Origin of the sequence: Bradyrhizobium sp. NBAIM08, assembly GCF_020193935.1 — a bacterium.
Taxonomy (GTDB): Bacteria; Pseudomonadota; Alphaproteobacteria; order Rhizobiales; family Xanthobacteraceae; genus Bradyrhizobium; species Bradyrhizobium yuanmingense.
In genome coordinates this window covers 1-18,951 of the sequence record NZ_JADYVR010000020.1, presented here as the reverse complement: position 1 = coordinate 18,951, position 18,951 = coordinate 1, and the positions used below count along the sequence as shown (strand labels likewise).

Annotated in this window: 12 protein-coding genes and 2 pseudogenes; 9 read left to right on the top strand and 5 right to left on the bottom strand. The window is 58.6% G+C overall.

The window, feature by feature from the left end:
- Positions 1 to 2: 2 nt before the first annotated feature.
- The 3 genes and pseudogenes from I6F37_RS35990 to I6F37_RS46060 all read left to right on the top strand — a co-directional run bounded on the left by I6F37_RS35990 (position 3) and on the right by I6F37_RS46060 (position 2,685).
- Positions 3 to 1,172 carry a Wadjet anti-phage system protein JetD domain-containing protein gene (locus I6F37_RS35990; protein WP_225129742.1) on the top strand — a complete coding sequence of 390 codons (1,170 nt, stop codon included), beginning with the start codon at positions 3 to 5 and terminating at the stop codon, positions 1,170 to 1,172.
- Between the two features lie 925 nt (positions 1,173 to 2,097).
- Positions 2,098 to 2,223, top strand: a pseudogene (locus tag I6F37_RS35985) (integrase core domain-containing protein); the annotation flags it as partial.
- Between the two features lie 249 nt (positions 2,224 to 2,472).
- Complete coding sequence (locus tag I6F37_RS46060; RefSeq protein ID WP_368736805.1) at positions 2,473 to 2,685, top strand: class I tRNA ligase family protein; 213 nt, start codon at positions 2,473 to 2,475, stop codon at positions 2,683 to 2,685.
- Positions 2,686 to 2,995: 310 nt separating this feature from the next.
- Here I6F37_RS46060 and I6F37_RS35975 read toward each other — a convergent pair whose 3' ends face one another.
- From I6F37_RS35975 to I6F37_RS35965, 3 genes are all read right to left on the bottom strand, one after another.
- A complete protein-coding gene (locus I6F37_RS35975) occupies positions 2,996 to 3,181 on the bottom strand; it encodes a hypothetical protein (protein ID WP_225129740.1) in 186 nt (61 codons plus the stop codon).
- A gap of 74 nt (positions 3,182 to 3,255) precedes the next feature.
- Positions 3,256 to 3,804, bottom strand: a complete 549-nt coding sequence (locus I6F37_RS35970) for a hypothetical protein (RefSeq protein WP_306469178.1) — start codon at positions 3,802 to 3,804, stop codon at positions 3,256 to 3,258.
- Positions 3,805 to 4,008: 204 nt separating this feature from the next.
- Positions 4,009 to 4,398, bottom strand: coding sequence for a hypothetical protein (locus I6F37_RS35965; protein WP_225129738.1), 390 nt, complete (start codon positions 4,396 to 4,398; stop codon positions 4,009 to 4,011).
- Between the two features lie 1,209 nt (positions 4,399 to 5,607).
- Between I6F37_RS35965 and I6F37_RS35960 the strand changes: the two genes are divergently transcribed.
- Together I6F37_RS35960 and I6F37_RS35955 are read left to right on the top strand one after the other, a co-directional pair.
- Positions 5,608 to 6,906 carry a glycoside hydrolase family 28 protein gene (locus tag I6F37_RS35960; RefSeq protein WP_225129736.1) on the top strand — a complete coding sequence of 433 codons (1,299 nt, stop codon included), beginning with the start codon at positions 5,608 to 5,610 and terminating at the stop codon, positions 6,904 to 6,906.
- Between the two features lie 214 nt (positions 6,907 to 7,120).
- Positions 7,121 to 8,158 (top strand): pectinesterase family protein, encoded by a 1,038-nt coding sequence (locus tag I6F37_RS35955; protein WP_225129734.1) that lies wholly within the window; start codon positions 7,121 to 7,123, stop codon positions 8,156 to 8,158.
- Between the two features lie 672 nt (positions 8,159 to 8,830).
- Here I6F37_RS35955 and I6F37_RS35950 read toward each other — a convergent pair.
- Positions 8,831 to 10,033 carry an NEL-type E3 ubiquitin ligase domain-containing protein gene (locus tag I6F37_RS35950; RefSeq protein ID WP_225147989.1) on the bottom strand — a complete coding sequence of 401 codons (1,203 nt, stop codon included), beginning with the start codon at positions 10,031 to 10,033 and terminating at the stop codon, positions 8,831 to 8,833.
- A gap of 23 nt (positions 10,034 to 10,056) precedes the next feature.
- Between I6F37_RS35950 and nopM the strand changes: the two are divergent.
- The 4 genes and pseudogenes from nopM to nolL form a co-directional block, all read left to right on the top strand.
- A pseudogene (gene nopM / locus I6F37_RS35945) lies at positions 10,057 to 11,379 on the top strand (T3SS effector NEL-type E3 ubiquitin ligase NopM); the annotation flags it as partial.
- A gap of 728 nt (positions 11,380 to 12,107) precedes the next feature.
- Positions 12,108 to 12,245 (top strand): nucleotidyl transferase AbiEii/AbiGii toxin family protein, encoded by a 138-nt coding sequence (locus tag I6F37_RS35940; protein WP_225129825.1) that lies wholly within the window; start codon positions 12,108 to 12,110, stop codon positions 12,243 to 12,245.
- A 466-nt stretch (positions 12,246 to 12,711) separates the two neighbouring features.
- Entirely contained in the window at positions 12,712 to 14,967 is a 2,256-nt protein-coding gene (locus tag I6F37_RS35935; protein ID WP_225147987.1) for a hypothetical protein, read from the top strand.
- A 711-nt stretch (positions 14,968 to 15,678) separates the two neighbouring features.
- Complete coding sequence (gene nolL, locus I6F37_RS35930; protein WP_225129823.1) at positions 15,679 to 16,761, top strand: nodulation factor fucose acetyltransferase NolL; 1,083 nt, start codon at positions 15,679 to 15,681, stop codon at positions 16,759 to 16,761.
- A 245-nt stretch (positions 16,762 to 17,006) separates the two neighbouring features.
- On the opposite strand, the gene I6F37_RS35925 is transcribed toward nolL, so the two are convergent.
- Positions 17,007 to 18,296: a carbohydrate porin gene (locus I6F37_RS35925; protein ID WP_225129821.1), complete on the bottom strand. Its 1,290-nt coding sequence runs from the start codon at positions 18,294 to 18,296 to the stop codon at positions 17,007 to 17,009.
- Between the last annotated feature and the right edge of the window lie 655 nt (positions 18,297 to 18,951).

Below are 18,951 nucleotides of genomic sequence, written 5' to 3'. Positions count from 1 at the left end.
CCATGGCTCGGCGTTTCACGGATGCGCTCGGCCTGCTGAACGACCTGCTCAACCGCTTCGAGGCGGGGGCCGCAAGCCCGATCGCCCACCCGGACTACCCCGCCTTCCCATCAGTCGTCGCGGCGGACGCCTTCCTGAAACAGATCAGGGAAGCCGAAAGTGCCGGCGCGGTCTCCATCCGCTGGGGGCGCGGCGCCAGCCGAGACCAAGTGGCGCACGTGCGGTTGGTCTCGGCGGAGATCTTATACCGATATCTCGGCCGCACCCCGGCCTCACGCATCGCGGAGCATGCCGCCGTCCGGCTTGTAGCCGGAGTGGCGCTGCACGAGTCCTTGAAGAACAGCGGCTCTCAAATCGCAGAGGTGTGGGCGCGGGGTAAGACGTGGCACGGATTCGGTTCGTCCGACGTCGACACGCTGCGCCACGCATTCGTTCTCGCCCAGGCGATCCTCGACAACAAGCATCTGGACGTCGACTACAAAACTTTCTCGCGACGTACGGTGGGGCACAGCAAGATACTCGAGCGCATCGAGGGGGCCGTGGTCCGGCTTTTGAGCGGCATGATGGACTTTCCGCCTGGCGCCCGCCCCCGCGAGGCACTGCGAGCGATCGGGCTGGAGCGCTTCGCGCCGCCCCTGCTGATCGCGGGCAAGATCGACCTCGACGGAGCCGATCTTTCCAGGATATCTCCGCATTATCTCGGAATCACTCCCAAGGAGGCTGATCGCGTCCGGTTCCGGGAGCGGCCAGCCTACGTTCTGACGATCGAAAACTTCGCAAGCTTCAATCGGCACATCGCCGAGGCGGACCCAGGTCGATTAGGAACGACCATGTATGTCGGCGGGTACCCCTCGCTTGCCACCCAGCAGGCGCTGCGGACAATCGCAGGATTGGTATCCGAACAGACGCCGATCTTTCATTGGTCGGACATCGATCCGGACGGCACCTGGATCTTCCACACCATCGAGCGCGCCGTCGATCGACCGATCCGTCCCCACCTCATGAGCGTCGAAGTTGCCGAGCGTTTGGGACAAGTGCCGTTCAAAAAATCGGCACCCGCTCGATGTCCAGCGGACTCCGGTATCGCAGCTCTGGCAGCGTACCTGGCGAAAGATGGAGCCAAGACGCTCGAGCAGGAAGAACTCGATCCAGTCCTGCCAGAGTTTCATTAGAAAGTGCGCGGATGCTCGTGGTTGCGACCTTGGCTGTCTCGCTCAAGACGCCGTTTGTTTCAAGCGCGACAACAACACCGCCTGCAACTACGTGCTGCGGGAAAACCGACATCGTTTCTTCATAAAAACGCTCAATCGGCATTGGCATGCCGGTTGCTTGAAGATGTGACGAAACCACCTGTGACTATGATGCTCCTTCAGCATCCGGTCGAAGTATTCAGATGAAACTTGCCCGCTTGATCGATGGCAGAGGTCCCCTGATGCGCTTTCCAAACCGTGCGCCTGCCTCGCGAACTCTGCGATCTCCAGGTCGCGCTCCGGTTTGCCGGGCAGAAGCCGATTGTCTTCTAAGGGGCTCGCAACGAATGGTGGTTCTCAACGAGAACGCCAGCGTAAAGGCGTCCTCTGGGCGGTCGTTGGACATCGCTTTAGCCCATGGCTCAGGGTGGGGCATCTGCGACATGCGGAGCCTGCATTCTTGAAGCTAGGTGCCGGCCTTGCATCGGTGCTTGCAGATGGTCAATGAGCTAATGCAGAACGATTCGGATCTTGAGAAAATACTCAGGCAACAGGACGAGCTCAAGGTCAAGCTGCTTCGCGCCCAATCGGTTGTCGCCGAATGTAAGGCAGGATTGGCGGATCTGGAGCGGAGGCTTGAGTCTCGAGCGGTCTCATCGTCCATCGATGAACGCCAGCGCAACTCTGCGGCAAACAATTCAATACGTAACGCACGACCGCCCAAATCGCGAAGCGTCGATGATCCTGTTGACCCGGATGCAGCCGTGGCGTTTCCGCCTCGATCATGGGACCGTTGAAAGCTGCCGCCGCGCACGTTGACGGCGACAGGTTTGGTCACGGACCTGGCGAAGATCTGCCGCAAGGCCGGGATCAGCCAGGCGACCTATTTCAACTGGAAGAAGCTGCGGACGCCCAGCAAAAAGTGGAGACTTGGCGCAGATAGTACAATGAAGAACGGCCCCATGGGGCAATCGGAAATCGACCACCGATTTTGCTGCACACCCACGTCGGCGCCACCAGCCCGCCAACGTGATCAGAGGCGCAAAACTCTAGTTCCGGGTGGTCCAAAGTTCGGTCTCGCTGCAAGAGGCGCAAAACTCTAGTTCTGAGTGGTCCAAACTTCGGTCTCGCTGCAAAAACCCCGAGACTCTAACTGCGGCTGGATGAAAAGCAATGGCAGGTCACTCCTTCGTCAAGCTAATCGCTGTCGCTCAGGGATGCTGCTCATGTACCCTTGAAGCACGACTCAACTTTCAGGAAAAGTGGGGACTACGCTAGGCCAATGCCACGGCTCTTCATGTATTCGCCACTATCGAAAACATGGACAACAAACGCTCTAAAACGCAGTGCTTGGACCATCTCGCGCCAGCTCTCGTGGGGTCATCGCATCCCGGCTTGGTTCGGTCCGCGCCAAGATGTCGAAGTCCAGGGGAACGTTATGGACCCTCTGGAACTGGTGGACGAGTTGGAGCCGACGCCTTGCGCTTCACGCTGACCGCCATGTCCGGAGCTGCACGCGATCTCAAGCTCTCGCGGCAGCGCAAACCGCGGAGATAAACTGCGATGAGTGCGGCGCAACTGCGCGCTGAGGCTTTCTATCGTTGCGGCTTCGTCTGTGGCCGACGTACCAATCTACGGCATCGCGGGTAATCTGCCGGGCAAGGTCACCGCTTGTTTGGCCAGAGGTTGAACCGTCGAGAAGGAGAAATAACACGGCATCGGCGCGCACTCCGACTCCCCCGCAATCCCGGTTATCGCGCGTCCTCTTTCCTTGCTCACTGCGCCAGTTGATCTCCATTCCCCTCTCACTCGCCAGCATCGCTCTGGCTTATGGCAACAAAGCGCTCTCGTACAATATCGACCCGGCCTTCAGGTCCCTTGATATTGCCGTCGAGGAAATGGTCAAAATCCTCATGACCTAAGAGCGCTTTGAACTTCTCTGCAATGTAGCAGCGAACATCATCGTCTGCGTTTTGGATTTCAACCGCCAACAAATACTAGCCGCTCGCGCAGTTCATCTCCCAAAGATTGCGCGACCGTTTGCAACATTTGAAGCAATCGGTCTTTAACGGTGGTCATTTTCTGAGAAGCCTTTCCGATAGACGCTCGGCCGCGAACCCAGCCTCCCTTTGATTTCCAAGCCTGACACCATCGATAGGGCCAGATATTCATACAGACGATCGTCTTTTTGAATGGCCTGGGGCACGCTTTTGTACAACGGTTCTACCGCCTGCCCCATGTCTTTGCCTTTTGCATACGGCCAGACATAAATGTACTCTCCTGCGCTGATAAGATTTTTAAGCGGGGCGGCGGCAAAGGCGGTGGGGATGCCCCGGGTCATCGCACCCGGTTTAGCCGGAAAAACGAACTTCAATCCGTGCACCACAAAATTATGAAGATTGCGGCGGTTAGGCTTTGCGTGGCCGGATTCCCGATCTTTGACCGCAAGTCCCGACGAAAGGCTCCGGTTGATCGAGGCATTGACCTCTGTCTTGCTGATACCAAGGGCTGATTCCAGGCTGCGTACGGAGTAAGGGTCATCGTGATACGCAGCCTCCCCAGGATGCGCATCGCCCTCATTTTTGGCCTGCTGAAGGCTCACGAGCTTCAGCAATACAACAAGGTCTTGACTTTTCGTACAAATTCGCTCCGTCCTTTGTCCTAGGACTAAGGACAATAGACCATATGGCGTGCCTTTCAGGGATACCTGCTTGGTGGCCGACGAGGGGAGGTCTGCCGCCGCTCCTGGTAGCATCTTCGATTTGCAGTCACTTCAAACTGTTGCTGCCTCAGGTCTGCCCTTGCCGGTCAGCCGAATTCATGCGCCCAACCGGCCCGCCAGCGTTTCTAACGAATCCATAACCGCTCCCTTGAGCGAGGCGGTGGCGCCCGTGTGGATTTCTAGCAATACATCGAGCGCGGTTTGCGTGCCGTGCGCGGCGATCCTAGAGACGGCTCCGGAGGCTCCGTTGTAGGAACATCGGGCGACCACTCTCTCGAGAAATGGAAGTGGCAGAAGATGCTGTCTTTCACGCAACTCGTCAGTGCATGCCCCGTGTGCTGCCGTGTCAGAATCTAGAAGATCAATATCGTTCGAACCAAGCACCTGCTTCAATCTTCGCTCGATCGCCGACAAGGCGGCCTCGGATCCGAATCGCGCAAATCCCTCGGCCAAGTTTAGCCCCTCGATCGGTTCATAGTCTTCCATGGCCGCCCAGTCCTGGTTCCCGGTGCGAATGCGATCCGGAGCCGGCTGTAGCCTCGTCAGCTTCTCGAAAGATTCTCCGAGTACGGACTAACCCACTGAAGTGATCCTGGACGGGAGACTGGCATGGACTCGCACAATTTCGAGATATCCAACACAGGACCCCCGCCATCGGTACAGCACGCCGTCAGACGATCAGCAGCCGAACCAGCCGGTAGAAGACGCCTTTGAGCAGCGATTGGATGCGGCGCGCGGGAACGGTTCCGCTGGCCTTGCCCGACGCCTCGGCCGCAAACCGCCGCCGAATGTGTCGCGCGGATTTTGATTACATTCACGAGATGATGAGCGGCGTCAGTGCTCGACAAAAACTGTCACGGCGACTGCTGAGAAGTATCTTCAAATGCTTTACAAGGTGGCGCGTTTCCCCGGCGAGCGCGACCAGTCGCTCGAAGCCAGTGATGACAATGCACGAAATCGGCTCTCTAACACCGTGTTCAAGGAGAACAAACACGTAGGTATGGCTTTGCGGGCGCTTCAAGAACAGCGAGGAGGTTCATCAGCAGTCAAGGTCAGGCGCGTGCGGGCTGCGGCTTCGGCGAGGTGTCGGGTGCACACCCGTGGCTCCCACTGAGGCGATCTGGCAGCGGCTAAGTGACGAGGCCCAATCGGAGCGCCGCGGATCGCCTTCGACAGCTCCTAGCGTCAGCGGCGGTGAACAGTCGATTTCCTTAACCCCGCGAGCGCTCGACCTCGATCTTGCCGCCGTGAAAGCCGATCGCCCCGCGTTCGTCCAACGACGTGTCGCTACAAATGTTGCGGTGCGCCCTCCTGGCTGAACGGCAGCTTCGGTGGTCAGGTGACCGTGGGCGCTCCTGTCACTTCTTGTAGTGCGGCTCTTCGATCAAACGTCGATCCGACGCAGCGTCCGGATTCACGCGCAGTTGTTGATGCCGAAAATCGGGGCCGGTTGGGCACTCTCTCAGTGTGAGAACGCTGAGAAGCTGTTTGGATTTTGGACTAACGCACAACGCTTCGTCTTGTTCGCGCATAGGCAAGGTGCTGCTGCGCAATCGTAAGGTTCAGGCCTCTGCTGCGTCTTATAAATGTCATCTTGCGCGGGCCAGTGACGCGCGCGACGGCTCGATCGAGCCAGCGCTCAATACCAGAAAAGGCACGCGCCAAACGTGGGCGTGACAAAGCACGAGCAGGTCAATGACAAAGCGTTTTCGCAGCTGGGCCCTATTATCCATACTCGCCTCCATGGTTGTCTGCCCCGCCGCAAAAGCGCAAGACCGCCGGACTATCGCCGAACCTGTTGCACCTCAGACGGTCTGCGATCGCCCTGTGCCTTCCGGCAAGAACGATACAGTTAGCCTACAGGACGCCATTCAACATTGCCCCGATGGCGCTGCAGTTTATCTTGGGCGCGGCGAGTTTCACTCAGGTCCACTCGAGATGAAATCGGGCGTGACCTTATGGGTCGGACGCGGTGCGACACTGATCGCCATCCCCGAACCTGCTGCTTACGACAAGGGCCTCGGACAATGTGGTCGCATTGCAGAAAAGGGCGACGGTTGCCGGCCATTCATCAGCTTTTCTAAAACGCGCGGCGGCGGCATCTACGGAGAGGGCATCATCGATGGTCAGGGCGGCGCAATGATCGGCGGCGGCGCGGAAACCTGGTGGCAGCTAGCCCGCCGCGCCCAAGCCCAGGGCGGCAATCAGAACGCCCCACGCTTGATCCAGGTCGATCATGCGCTGGACATCACGTTCTCTGGTGTCACCTTGCGCAACGCTGCCAATTTTCATGTCGCGATGAACCGGGTTGAAGGTGCCACGTTTTGGGGCCTCACGATCGATTCGCCGGCGGATGCCCGCAACACCGATGGCATCGATCTTGGCGCCAGTCAGGATGTGACCATCACCCACAGCGTGATCCGTACCGGTGACGACAACGTCGCAATCAAGGCCGGCGACAATGGCTCAAGCAGCCATATCTCGATCATTGATAATTATTTCGGCTGGGGGCATGGCATGTCGATCGGCAGCGAGGTGAATTCCGGGGCCAGAGACATATTGGTGCGTAATCTGACGCTGGATGGTACGACGTCGGGCCTGCGCATCAAGAGCGATGTTAGTCGAGGCGGTCTGGTCGAGGGCGTGACTTATGAGTACGTGTGCCTGCGGGGCAACCGGTGGCCGCTGGCCTTCGATACAAAATATGATCCGCGCGCTCAAGGCACGAGGATTCCGGTCTATCGGCAAATCGTTCTCCGTCATGTGCATGGCGACACTGGTGTGCTGCTGATGCGCGGCGTAGACGAGCGGCATGCCCTGGACGTGACACTCGAAGATGTCCGATTCGCCAATTCCGCGACTTGGCAACTTGAACATGCGAAGGTCACCGCAAATCACTCTGACGTATGGCCCCCGCTGCCCGGACGAGCTACACAACCGCTGCTGCGCGGATCGGAGGTATGTTCCAGGGCATTCCGCGACGGCAATCAGTAAGCACTACACCCGGCACCGAACTCAGATGGTGAGTTCCGCATCTGGGGCCAAGATTACTGTACGCGGTCGGCCTCATGTCCCGAGTTGGTTGCAATTTGGCGAGGGTTTTGCAAGGCCGAAAATGCCAAGGTGACGAGCAGGTTCTGATTTGGCGTTGACAATCTCGTGTCGATGCGCGGCGACTATCCCGCTGAGAAACGAAGTGTGAGATCACATGCGAATTTTCATTTCCGCCGCTGCACTTCTGGCGGGATGTTTCTGCATCTCGGCAGCGTACGCTCAGGCACTATCGGTGTCGCATGCCGGAACTGCAGACTATCACTCCTTGCAGCAAGCCATCGACGCGTTGCCGGCGGAAGGCGGAAATATCCGGATCGCGCCGGGCGTCTATCGCGAGAAGGTCAAAATCTCCAAATCCGGTATTCATATCGAAGGGACTGGCAGGAAGCCGGAGGATACGGTCATTGTGTATGGCGACGGCGCGATCAATGTAGGAGGAACCGCCCGTTCGGCGACGCTGGATGCCGCCGGCGATGACTTCCGGCTCGAGAATCTGACCATCCAGAACGACTACGCCCTCGATCCGGCCAATCCACCCTCGCAGGCGGTAGCGCTGTCCGTTACCGGAGATAGGGACGTCATTACGCGCGTCCGTCTGCTCGGCGCCCAGGACACGCTGTTTGCGGGCAAGGGACCAAACGGCAGAATGTCACGACAATACTTCTCGAACTGCTACATCGAAGGGCATGTCGATTTCATATTTGGCAACGCCAAGGCCTGGTTCCGGCAATGTGAGTTGCACGGCATCGCCAATCAAGCGGTCATCTACACCGCTCAGAGCAAGGCAGTGCCGGATGAGGACAGTGGCTATGTGTTTGATCATTGCAGGCTGAGTGCCGACCCTGCTGCGCGCTCTATCGCACTTGGCCGCCCCTGGCGCCCCTACGCCACCGTGGTCTTCCTGTCGGCGAAGATAGATGCCCCCGTCACCGCGGAAGGGTGGCGCGAATGGACGCCCGGCAAGACGAATACGTTGAGGACAAGCTATTATGCTGAATACAGATCCTTCGGCGTCGGGGCTAACCCCTCAGGCCGCGAGCCTCATTCCCATCAGCTGACAGAGGGCGAAGCTGCGAGATGGTCGCTGAGCGTGTTCTTCGGGGGTGTCACAGATTGGCTGCCAACGACTCAGGATGAAACAAAGAGCAACGTTCACGGTGAAGGGGTTCGACGGCGATCCTCGGGTGAATGACGGGAGGAGAGCCTGATTGTGATGGAGAGTCTTGTACAGCAACCCAACTGCCGCCGGAGTCACACCGACAGAAGGGGCAGGCGCGACGATCTCATCGGTTCGCGGTCCGCCCACAGCGCCCGCTCCAGCTCGCAGATCATCTTGTCCGTTTTCGGCGGATCAGTGTCGGCAAGCTCTACGGACCGTCACGTCGGCACCGTCGTCATCGCTTGGGAACGGCTGATTTTCTTGCTCAGCGCCTGCGCAGATCTCTGGAGAACGAAGTGGCTGATGCTTCGGGGCTATCTTCGTTCGGCCAGTGATGGTCAGGCCCCTCGTAGCTCAGCCAGCAGCGGTCTCCTCGATCAGCCGACACGCGGTGCAAGTACGGTGGAATCCGGCGTTCTTCCATGCCGGCTCCGAAGCCGTACAAACGCGCGTATCGGCTCTCCGATTTCGACAATTTGCCCGTATCCATGCGGCCCTCGATAGCAGCCGACGATCATCCGCCTCATCGCGAGATCGGCCATCGTCGCTTTCGGGAAACACCCGCTGGAACGAGTCGAGCAGCGCCGGTTTCTAGATCGGCGCCGCTCCGCTTGCTGCGCATCACGTGAAGGCTCTCGGGCACAAACCGGCGCACCAGAGGGAAACTGTAGCAGGAATTAACAGCTTCCTGCAGCAAAGCTGGCTTCACAGGGTGAGGCCGAGATCATTGAGCACCTTGTCTCTTAGAGCGCCCTTGATCTCACGGGCGATCTCTTTGCGAACTGCGGCACCCAACACTCGCTTGGCATCTTCGACGAGGCCAGCTTCAGCCCCGGTCAGGCCTTGATCGGCGAGCTGTTGCTCCATTCGGCTGTCGAACTCCTTTCCCATTGCACCAATGAGCTGGTCCTGCGTCTTGGCATGCTCTTCAGGTGCGATGCGGCGAATCACATCGTCCCAAGGCTGCCAATCCATTGCCAAATAGTCGGCAAATTCCGCCGCCTCCCTGTTCCGCACGGATGTCTCTGCGCTGTCAACGTCAGAGTCGGTAACGCCGGAAACTTCAAAGAAGCGCATGTCCGGCGCGACGTGTTGTAGTCCCAGCCGCTCGCGCAGTTTGTTCTGATAGGCAAGAAAGACTTCAACGGCGTCGATGTCTTCTACGTTGTCGACCGAGGCGAGCGAGTGAGCCTTATCGCGCGCGATCGCCTCGAGCGCGTCCATGCGGAACATGACGCGCCCCAATTCGACGAGATCGGCAAGCCGTGCCTTGTTGTCATAGAGGCCGTTCTCGACTTCCGCGATGAGGCGCGCGGTCTGCATTCCGTTCCAGGTTAATGTTCTGCGGTCCTCGCAGCTCTGGTTGGCATCCCATGCCAGTTGAAAGTACTGGGCACGCAATTGCGGGTTTTTTGCCGCCTGACGCAGATCATTGGCCACCGATTGCCGGAACCCTTCATTGCCAGAGCTGACGGACTCGAACAGCTTGGCGAGGAAAAGCCCGTATTCCCGAGCGCCCGGCTCTTCTGCAAAGTTCTGCCAAGCGGCAAGCACCTCCCGATCGACCTCCTGTGGATTGCCCTTCAGCCATTCTGCAACTGTTTCAGCGAGAGCGTCCGCCTGCTCATCGTCTGTCCCGGACGATTCACTTTCGTCGTCGTGCGAAAGGTGGACAGTCGGGCCGACATAATCCTCCGCGCTTAGGATTGTACTCAGGTTCGCCAGGACCTGCTCAGACAGCGGATTTTCAGTCAGAACTAGGGTGCCATCATCGCCCAAGGCCGTCAGCAGGTCCTCGGGCAGACTCGTCAAACGGTTTTGGCTTACGTCGAGAAACCGGAGCGAAGCTGGGAGAGCCGGCGGCAGATCCGTCAGTTGATTTTGGCTTACGTCGAGATATTCGAGCATAGCAGGGAGCGGCGCCGGTAGAGCCGGACGATCTTCCGGCAACCCTCTCTGAGCTGGAGGTCGCTGATAACAGGTTGACCAGTCTGCCGGCAAACCTTCCGGCCGGACTGCAGATCCTGAACGCAAACGACAACCGGCTAACCAGCTTACCGGACGCTCTCCCGAGCGGGCTCACCGCGCTTGCGGTCAGTGGCAATCAGCTGACCGACATCCCCGAGTCCCTCCCCTCGTGGCTCATTGAACTCAATGTCAGCGGCAATCAATTGACCAACCTCCCCGACCCTCTTCCGAGCACGCTCCAATCACTCAATGTCAGCGGTAACCGGCTGACCAACCTGCCTGAAGGTGTTCTAGAAGCTCGTGTACCGCATAATAGCCTCTACTACCCGCATCTGGAGAGCCTCGACTTCTGGGATAACCCGCTGCCGGACGATGTTCTCGCTCTGGCGGCTGAAGCGCCACCGCAGCTTGCGCAGCAATCCCTGCATGAGGCTGCCGCACACTGGCTCGCAGACGACCCGGCCGCGCTGGGCGAATGGCAGCACTTTGCGGATGAGCCCGGCGCCCAAGACTACGCACAGTTCCTGGAGAGGCTGCGAGCCACTGTGAACTACGGCAATGACGGGTTTCGGCAGGCAGTGGCTGATGATCTGCGGCAGGCGGCCGCCAATCCGACATTGCGCGAGCAGTGCTTTGCGCAGGCTTCCGAGGCCAACGCGAGCTGCGAGGATCGTGTCACCTTGCACTGGAATGGTATGCAGACCGCGCGCCTCAACGCTGACGTCGAGGACGGGGTATATGACGATCGGCTTGGCGATCTGATCCAGCGCGGCCGTGTCGCCTTCCGCTTGGAGGCGTTGGACGAGATCGCGCGCGACAGGGTCAACTCGCTCGCCAACGGCAACCCGAACGTAGACGACATCGAAGTCTACCTGGCCTATCAACATCGGCTGCGCGAGCCACTGGAGCTCAGTCATGTCGCCCCTGACATGCGCTTCCTGGCGGTCTCTCACGTAAGCGAGGATGATGCGACGGAGGCGCTCAACCTGGTCCGGGGGCGGGAAGCAAGCCAGTTCACCGACTACATGGCAAGCCGCTGGCAACCCTGGGAGACGGTGCTGAGGCGCATCGCTCCGGGCGAATATGAAGCGATGCGAGACCGGCTCGTCGAAGCCATGGGCGAGGAGTTTCAAACCCGCTTGGATCAGCGACTGGCCGAGCGTGGTCTTCTAGGCGATCCGGATGCCGAGCGGTTTCTCGGCGCCCAAGTCCGAAAGGAGATCGCTGGCGAGATCAAAGGCGAGGTCATGCACCGTGTGCTCGCAGAGCGCGGCCTGAAACTATGAGGCTCCCAAACCGCCGCAGAGATATTTATCATTGCTCTGCGGGCGATACGTAAAGATCGATCGTGAAGCCTCACCCATCGCTGCCAAGGTGCTTTTGCACCTTGGCAAGTGCGCTGCCGTCGATCAGGGCCTTTCGGTCTTGCCGAGCGACGAAAGTTCCCGCGCGCGAGGCGACGCGCATTTGCGTCGCGTCGAAAGCCGCTTCGGGACGAGAGCTCAGTCGGTCGAAAAGTTGTTCAGGAGACCAAGGCGCGCAGCGGTGAAATTATTGGTTGCGCAGGCGCTGGCTCAGCCAACCAACTCGGTTTGACGAGGTAGCTGACTGTTCGGCAGGTTTATTTGACTTCGGGGGCTTCCCGCGAGCTCCATCGTGGCAAGCAAGTTTTTCTAGTTCAAGCATGCACCGCGTTGGCAGCTTACGATGGCAAGCCGTCGTGCCGGTGAGGTCGTGCGCGCGCTCGAGCGCGGCGATCCCGAGACTGCACGAGAAACCTTTTGGTCCCTCAGTCAAAGACGAAGCCCGATTGAAGTGAGCGAATCCAAGTCTGCCGGATCTTCATTGCCAACTCGGCTTGCGAGGCCCGTAAGCAAGCTGCGTGCTGGATAAACTTTTAAACCTATCCGATCCCGAGAGGCGCTCACCGTTACTGCTGCGAACTCAGGACGGCCTGCACATCTTCCCGAAAAAGAATGTTTGGGTCGTTGACGCCTGAACGCGCTGGTGGCCACTGGGCGAGAATCTCGTCTTCAAGGGCGGAACGTCCCTTTCCAAGGCTTACGGCGCAGTTCGCCGGTTCCCGGACGACCTGGATCTCACATACGGCATTCGAGCAACAGCTCCGAACCTGGCGAAACACAATCGATGACAATTCGGTCCCTCAGAACTGCAGTGAACTCCAAGGCACGAGAACGCCTCCCGGTCTGCGTCGGGGAAAAGACGTTGTGCGTCATCAATGAACGCCTACAACAGGACAAGCTCACTATCAAAAATGATGCCAAGGACGACAAGATGCTCGTCACGTATGATCCATTGAGACTGGTAGCAGCTATGTGAGTCCCGCCGTGATGCTTGAATTCGGCGATCCACCGGCGACCAATTTCGTCGGCTCGAACACGAGACCGGCGAAGAGGTGCGGCAAAATTGGAACGACCCCGTCCGTCGTCAGGCGGGCGCCGATGCGACGCCGGTCTCGCGCGCAGCAATATCCTGATCTCGTCAGCTTTTTGAAAGGTTGCGGCTACAACAATCGAGAATCTGAACGAGCTGCTATCTCGCCGTAATCCAGGTCGTATGGATTGCTGCAGAGTCGATACAAACATGAGGAGAGCAGGATGGATCCGGTTGACCCATTCTTCGATTCAGGAGCCTGGATGCGGGAGTACGCCGCGCTGCAGGGGCGGGCGGGGCAGCGATCGGGCGAGTCAAGCGAGCAAGGCGACTTTGAGCAGCGGATGGAGGATTTGCATCTCGGTCCGTCTGATCAAAGCAAGTCACCTTCGCCTGATCGGCCTCCCGCAGGAGGTGGTCGAGCAGTCCGGCGGGACGATTTCGGCGGTTCGATGCGGGCGCCGCCGCACTCCGCTTTTAGGAAGGGTGCGCTCGGCGACACGCGCCGGAGCGTAGACATTCTCAGCTTTCAGCTTCCCGCTTCGACGCAAGTGCCGCAGTCTGGTTTGCGAGATGATCTGTTCAGCAGCGCACGCTACAGCTTTCCGGACCCAGAGTCTGCCGCGTCGGCCAAGAGCGGAAAAAGCCTCGGATTATGGTCACGCTTCAAGTCGGGAATCGGCAAGGCGCTTGGCCGGAGTGGCAGCGAAAAGTCGTCGCGCGAGGCGGGGCAATCTGACCTCTTTTCGACGAATTTACGAATTGATTATGCGAGGCAGCCGGGCCGGACGCGCGGGGTCTCTGCGGCCGATGAGGAGCTCATTAAAGATTTCCGAAACAAGGCGGCGGGTAAACTCACCGACGGCACGATCAAGAATGCAGCAACCGATTTGCGCCATTTGAGCGCGCGCTTGAGCACGGCCGGCAGGCCCTCAATTGCGGATCGAATTAGCCGCGAATTGGATAACGCGCAGCAGGACAATCCCGAGGTGGAAAACCACCAGCTGGAAGCTGAGCTCGATGAGGACGTCGACACCTATGCAAAGGACCGCGTCACGCGCATCAAGGCGGCCTTGAAGAAGCTCCGTGAGGTCGGTGCCGGAAACGCCCTGGCGCCTGATCTCCGCCGACTGGCTCCTCACGGAGCGGACGCAACCCTCATCGGCATGTGGGTGGCGGCGGAAAAGGCGACACACAGGATCGAGCCGGCGACAATCGACAGGCAAGCTCGCCGCATGTCTAAGCTGAGTGAGTGGCTGCAGACCCATGACAGGCCACCAATGGCCGGCCGACTTTCCGCCCCCGCGTTTGTCCGGGATCTCGAGGAGTACAGGCTCGAAACCAACGATAAGAAGATCAACGCTGATCTGGTCAAACTTGGCCGATACCAGCAGATCCTGGAGGCGAACAGGGCGCTTGGATTGAGGCCTCCTGAGGATCCGGGCCAGACTTCTCGGGAAGCTGCTCGACAGCCGCATGCAGTGCAGGATCCTCCCGCAACGCCAGGTAGCCCGAGCGCGGGAACCTGGGATTGGCGTCGCGAGCAGGTCCCCGGGCCCAACATATTGATGCCACCGCCGCCCAGCCATTGGCAGGCCGGTTCGTCGCAGCAGCTTCCCGCAACCCCGGCGACGCCGAGCGCCGGAGCCTGGAACTGGCTTGGCGAGCAGATCCACGGACCCAGCTCACCAGAGCCAGCGCCGCACTGGGCCGCGCATGCGCATCCGCCACTCGAGCTTCCTGCTACACCGGCCACCCTCGGCCAGGGAGCCTGGGCCTGGCTTGGGCAACAGATGCAAGACCCCGCATCGCCGTCGTCCGTGAGGCCTCGATCGTCAAACATCTACGGCGGTCTGGACTCCTTCGTTGATCTGGATCCACCCACACCTCACAACTTGCGCGACGATGCGCGCTCTGCGCCAGCATCTGAATTTGCAGACGCCTCGTCGTTCGCGGGACCGCCGGGGGCGGCTCCGGAGGTGCGGGATATTGGCGCGATCGTTGGCACCGGCTGGCGCCACGGCTCCCAGACGGCTTCAGACGTGTTGATCGATGTATTGGGCAATATCCATCTGCTGCCAAACCAGTTCGGGCCAAGTCAGTTTGTGATCAATGGGGAGCGCTATTCGGCGACGCTTGGACCGGGAGGCCGCAGGGATGTTCGCCTGATCCATCATCCCCGCGTGAGCCAGCCGGATGAACCTGGCCCGTCTCAGTCGCTCCATCGTCCCCGGCCGATCGTGTCAGCCGCGCAATCCGGTGAGGGGCCTGTTGATCTTGGGTATCTGATCCGCGGGGGATGGGAGCACCGAGAGCGATTCCTGCCGGATTACCTTATCCGCGTCCTTGAAGGCCAGGGCATCATGCCCGAAGTTGGGCGCCCGACTTATTTCGAGATCCGCGGAGTGCCTTACAAGGGCGAATTGGTGGAAAGCGAAGGCGGCCGCCAGCGCGTACGCATTTATCCTGAACGTGGCTGAAGAGGCAGCAGGGCTGCAATCGGACTTTCGGCGGGGCAGCTCGCGTAAGGCGTTCTATGTTGGCGAGGCTATTGGCAGGCGATGGATCGGTTGCAGGGGCACCGCCTGAACCGTCCCGCCGTCCTGCCTTCTCTTTGCAGAATCTGCCAAGCTCAACGGATTCTACGAATTTGGTGCATGCCCGGACCTGCTTTCTGCATCCCTGATCCTTTCACATAGTCCGCCAATTCTTGTCTTGAAAACCGCAGCTACTACGGATTGAACGCATTCGTGATCGACGGAGCACCGCGCCGCGTGCTGGCGATGGACAAGTGCCCAAATTCCTCGGCGGGCGCGGTAGTTCGCAACCTGCATAGCTTAAGCCTTCATGCGCAGTTCAGTTATTGCGCCGCTATGCAAAGTCTCCTCGCGCCGCAAACACCGGGTCCGCTCGGGAGCAGAGTGCAAGTGCCCGCTGGACCCGGGAAGCCGATGAAAGCGAGCTTGGTGCGACAAAAATCGATAAACCATCGTATAGCTCGTTTCCCCCTTCCTTTCGGTCTTTATCGCACAGTCAGCTATTGGAGCGTAGACCCTCGGTGACAATTGTCTCCGCTGTCATCGGATATCTCGATTTCCATGCAAAGAGACTACGCAACAGCGACGTGCCATTAACAATAGGTGCTGGCCAACCCCAGCATGTATTCGGCTGGTTGGATAAAGTGTGCCGAGATGTTGATAGATCATGTAACAGGAAAGATTGTGCCTGAGATAGCGCACGATCGCGATCTCGCTTTGGACTTCACCAAAGGAGTGCTCATCATTTTAGTGATCACCGGTCACCTGATCCAATATATCCTCTACCAAAATGAAGGATTTTGGGATTCGGCATGCTTCAAATGGATCTACATGTTCCACATGCCCCTCTTTATGGCGATAAGCGGTTATCTTTCTTGCCGAGCGCTACTGGCAAAGTCGTTCACGCAAGCTATCGGCAGTCGTGCGACGCAGCTCCTGGTGCCGATGCTGTTTTGGTGCTCTCTTCTGGAGTCATTAAAGTTTGCCGTGTTTCCCCGATCGGCGGGCGCACCAGACACCGTTTTGCAGTTCCTGAATGAGTTCGTCGGCACATACTGGTTCGTATGGGCCGCGTTCATTTGTTTCATCCTCACTAAAACTATTTCGATCTTCAATCGTTGGTTGCCCTGGGCCTTGTTCGTATCCGTCATTCTGGTCGTGCTTGCGCCTCTGACTTTTTCCATATTCCCTCTTATAAAGTATATGTACCCGTTTTTTTGCCTGGGATTCTTATTTGCGCAGTCGAGAGAACGGTGGACGAGCATAATGCGCTCTCACAGGGTGTTCTTGATTATGTCTGCCTCAATAGCGGCTATGATGTGCTTTCTGGCCTGGCGCACCGACACTTATGTCTACAACAATCTCGCTGTGGTCCAGGATTTGCAGTCGGCAAAAAATGTGCTTCTGATGTTTCTCGGCTCCGCAGCTGCCTCAGTGGTAATGATTGAGGTCCTGCTTCGATGCTGGAATATTGGTCGCTCAAATCGGGTGGTCCGCTTTATCGCCGAAAAACTGGGACCGAGCACGCTCGTGCTGTACTTGATTCAGGGTACCGTATTCCGTCTCATGGATTCCATACAGTATGGAGAACTTTGGGACCCCACAATGAGGTCTGCCGCGGCTGCATTTCTGGGGACAACGATTGTTGCCGTCGCGCTAGCGGTTCGCTGGACCGTGCGCGACATTCCTTATCTGTCCCAGCTCATGCTCGGAGTGCCACCCCGCTCAATTCGATAAGTAGCTGTAACCGAGATCTGATCAGGAGGCTCTCGCAAATCATCGTAGGTTGCGTGCCTTGCGAACCTGCTGTCTATGCAAGGCGAGACAATCTGGAAAATGTCCTCGAAAATTGGGTCGTTGCTCCACGTAGTTTGCTTCCCTCGAACGGTCTAGCGCAGATGCGGCCGGTCCCTTCAAGGGGATCGCGAAGGTCCGGTCCCATGCGTCACGATAACGTCGGAGCAGAACGGCGCTTGCGATGATCAGAAGAATATCAACGTAGATACCAACAGATTGAGCGCGTGTTCCGTTTGGGGCGTGTGTGTGATGCTTGTCGGGTAATGAATGTATGACAGTCCGACGCTTGCATATATCCCCGGAGCGAGATGCGCGATGTATGTTCCCGTGACTGCTGTGCTATCGCGGTGCGCAAGCTGGCCTTTAGCCAGAGCAGCATCCACTGCAAGCGTACTCCAGGCCGTGTTGGTCGCAACGAGGGCAATCAGATCACTGGGCCGGTTATCAAAAGGTCCCTTCGCATAAAGACGAAGCTCGTAATACCGGCTTATCCTGTTGCGCTCAGGTGGAGCTCCCATGATGGAAAAGCCGCCGTAGATGCCGCGAGACGGCGACCCAAGGGCGTCACTCTGCCAGAGCTGCCTGTCCGCAGCGATGTAGTGAAAATTATTTCCGCTCTTCCTTTGTTGCTTGGGATCCGCCAAATCCGTGTAGCGGCTAGTGTTGAAGCCAATGCCCGCCCGCAGCCACGTGTCGGGTAAGCCGGGAGCAGCCTTGCTCTTGTAGCCGGCTTCTTCGACGAAAAGGATGCCTGCATTGGCCGTGCTCCAGTTCAAGCCAGTGGGATTCTCCGTTATGTGGGCATAGGGACCATCGGGACTGATTGAGCGCTGGACGGAGACCTTGTTATACAAGCGATCGTCGACATTGCACTTCAAGTTGACCGCCGGCGTGGGCGCGGCATTGGTGCTCATCCCTGCCTGGAACAAGGCAGACATGTTCGATCCTGTAATCCCTCCGAACAATGTACCGGTGAATTCATTCTGGTTTCTGAGGTAGCCAATTTTGAGCTCTAGTGTCCTGTCGAAGAAAGTCTGGTAGTAGGCGAGCGTATTGAGTCCCACTCGATCTGGCCCTGGGCGATCCCACGTCCAGTATTGCTGCTCGGCTCCTACGACAATCTGTCCGTCGGCAATGCCGAACCGGCTCAGATCGTAGGTGACGATCATGAGGTTCGCCGACGCGAAAGTCGGATTCTGGCCCATATAGAGCTGGTTTGCGATAGTGCTTCTGGCTGCATGCGGTAGCTGGTTGCTTGCAAAGGAGTTATGTGTCCACCCGATATAGCCGATGCCGACGTCCGCCAGCGCAGATCTAACGCCCCCCTTGTCCTGATCAATCGTATCTGCAGGACCAGGGATGGGGAACCACAACCCTTTTTCACGCAGATTGTCGTACCTTTGGAAGGGATCGATCGTTTTTTGCGGTCTCGTCTGAGCAGCCCTGTCCGCATTGCCGCGCTTCTCCAAAGGCACTCCGGGACCTGCTGCTAGCGCCGGGGCAGGAGGGCGGATTGCCTGACGGACCAGGTCGATCGGGAGCTTTGCGGCCCGGTCGGAAGTCTTTCCTCTTTTGCGGGTCTCATCCACAGGGTGGTTACTAGGATCAAGTCCGCTGGCGGTTTGTGCCCGAACGGAATTGCCGACCAGACAAGCCGCTAGCGAAAGTGCGATAGCAAGCCCAGATTGCTTTCGCCTTGGTCTGAAATTGAAAGAAAGTGCTGACCTAGCCGAGTATGTTCGAGGCGAGGTCGTCGCAAGAAGGCAATCACGCATGGCGTAGTTCGGGTCCATGTCTGCCGGACATGAATAGATTGAACTGCGGCCTGATTGGCCCAGAGTGAGCTCCCGGCGGAGTGTGCCACGCGCCTGCTTCCACATCGTCATTGCGAGCGCAGCGAAGCAATCCAGAATCCCTCCGCGGCGGCAGTCTGGATCGCTTCGTCGCCAGCGCTCCTCAGCAAGCGGCATCGCCGGCGTCCTTTCGCGTCCGAGGGCGAGGGGAGAGCTGGCCCCGGTTGTCTGAACAGCAATTCCGCGTCGATAAGTGGAGTTTCTGCCAGAGTTAGGCTGCCGCGCGGAACGGCAGCGGGCTGAAGTAAGCTTGATCGGGGGTGCCGCCGTCAAGGCT

Coding starts and splice junctions, on each gene's coding strand:
- I6F37_RS35990 (WP_225129742.1), top strand. CDS start 3: ATGGCTCGGCGTTTCACGGATGCGCTCGGCCTGCTGAACGACCTGCTC.
- I6F37_RS46060 (WP_368736805.1), top strand. CDS start 2,473: ATGCCACGGCTCTTCATGTATTCGCCACTATCGAAAACATGGACAACA.
- I6F37_RS35965 (WP_225129738.1), bottom strand. CDS start 4,398: ATGGAAGACTATGAACCGATCGAGGGGCTAAACTTGGCCGAGGGATTT.
- I6F37_RS35960 (WP_225129736.1), top strand. CDS start 5,608: ATGACAAAGCGTTTTCGCAGCTGGGCCCTATTATCCATACTCGCCTCC.
- I6F37_RS35955 (WP_225129734.1), top strand. CDS start 7,121: ATGCGAATTTTCATTTCCGCCGCTGCACTTCTGGCGGGATGTTTCTGC.
- I6F37_RS35950 (WP_225147989.1), bottom strand. CDS start 10,033: ATGCTCGAATATCTCGACGTAAGCCAAAATCAACTGACGGATCTGCCG.
- I6F37_RS35935 (WP_225147987.1), top strand. CDS start 12,712: ATGGATCCGGTTGACCCATTCTTCGATTCAGGAGCCTGGATGCGGGAG.
- nolL (WP_225129823.1), top strand. CDS start 15,679: ATGTTGATAGATCATGTAACAGGAAAGATTGTGCCTGAGATAGCGCAC.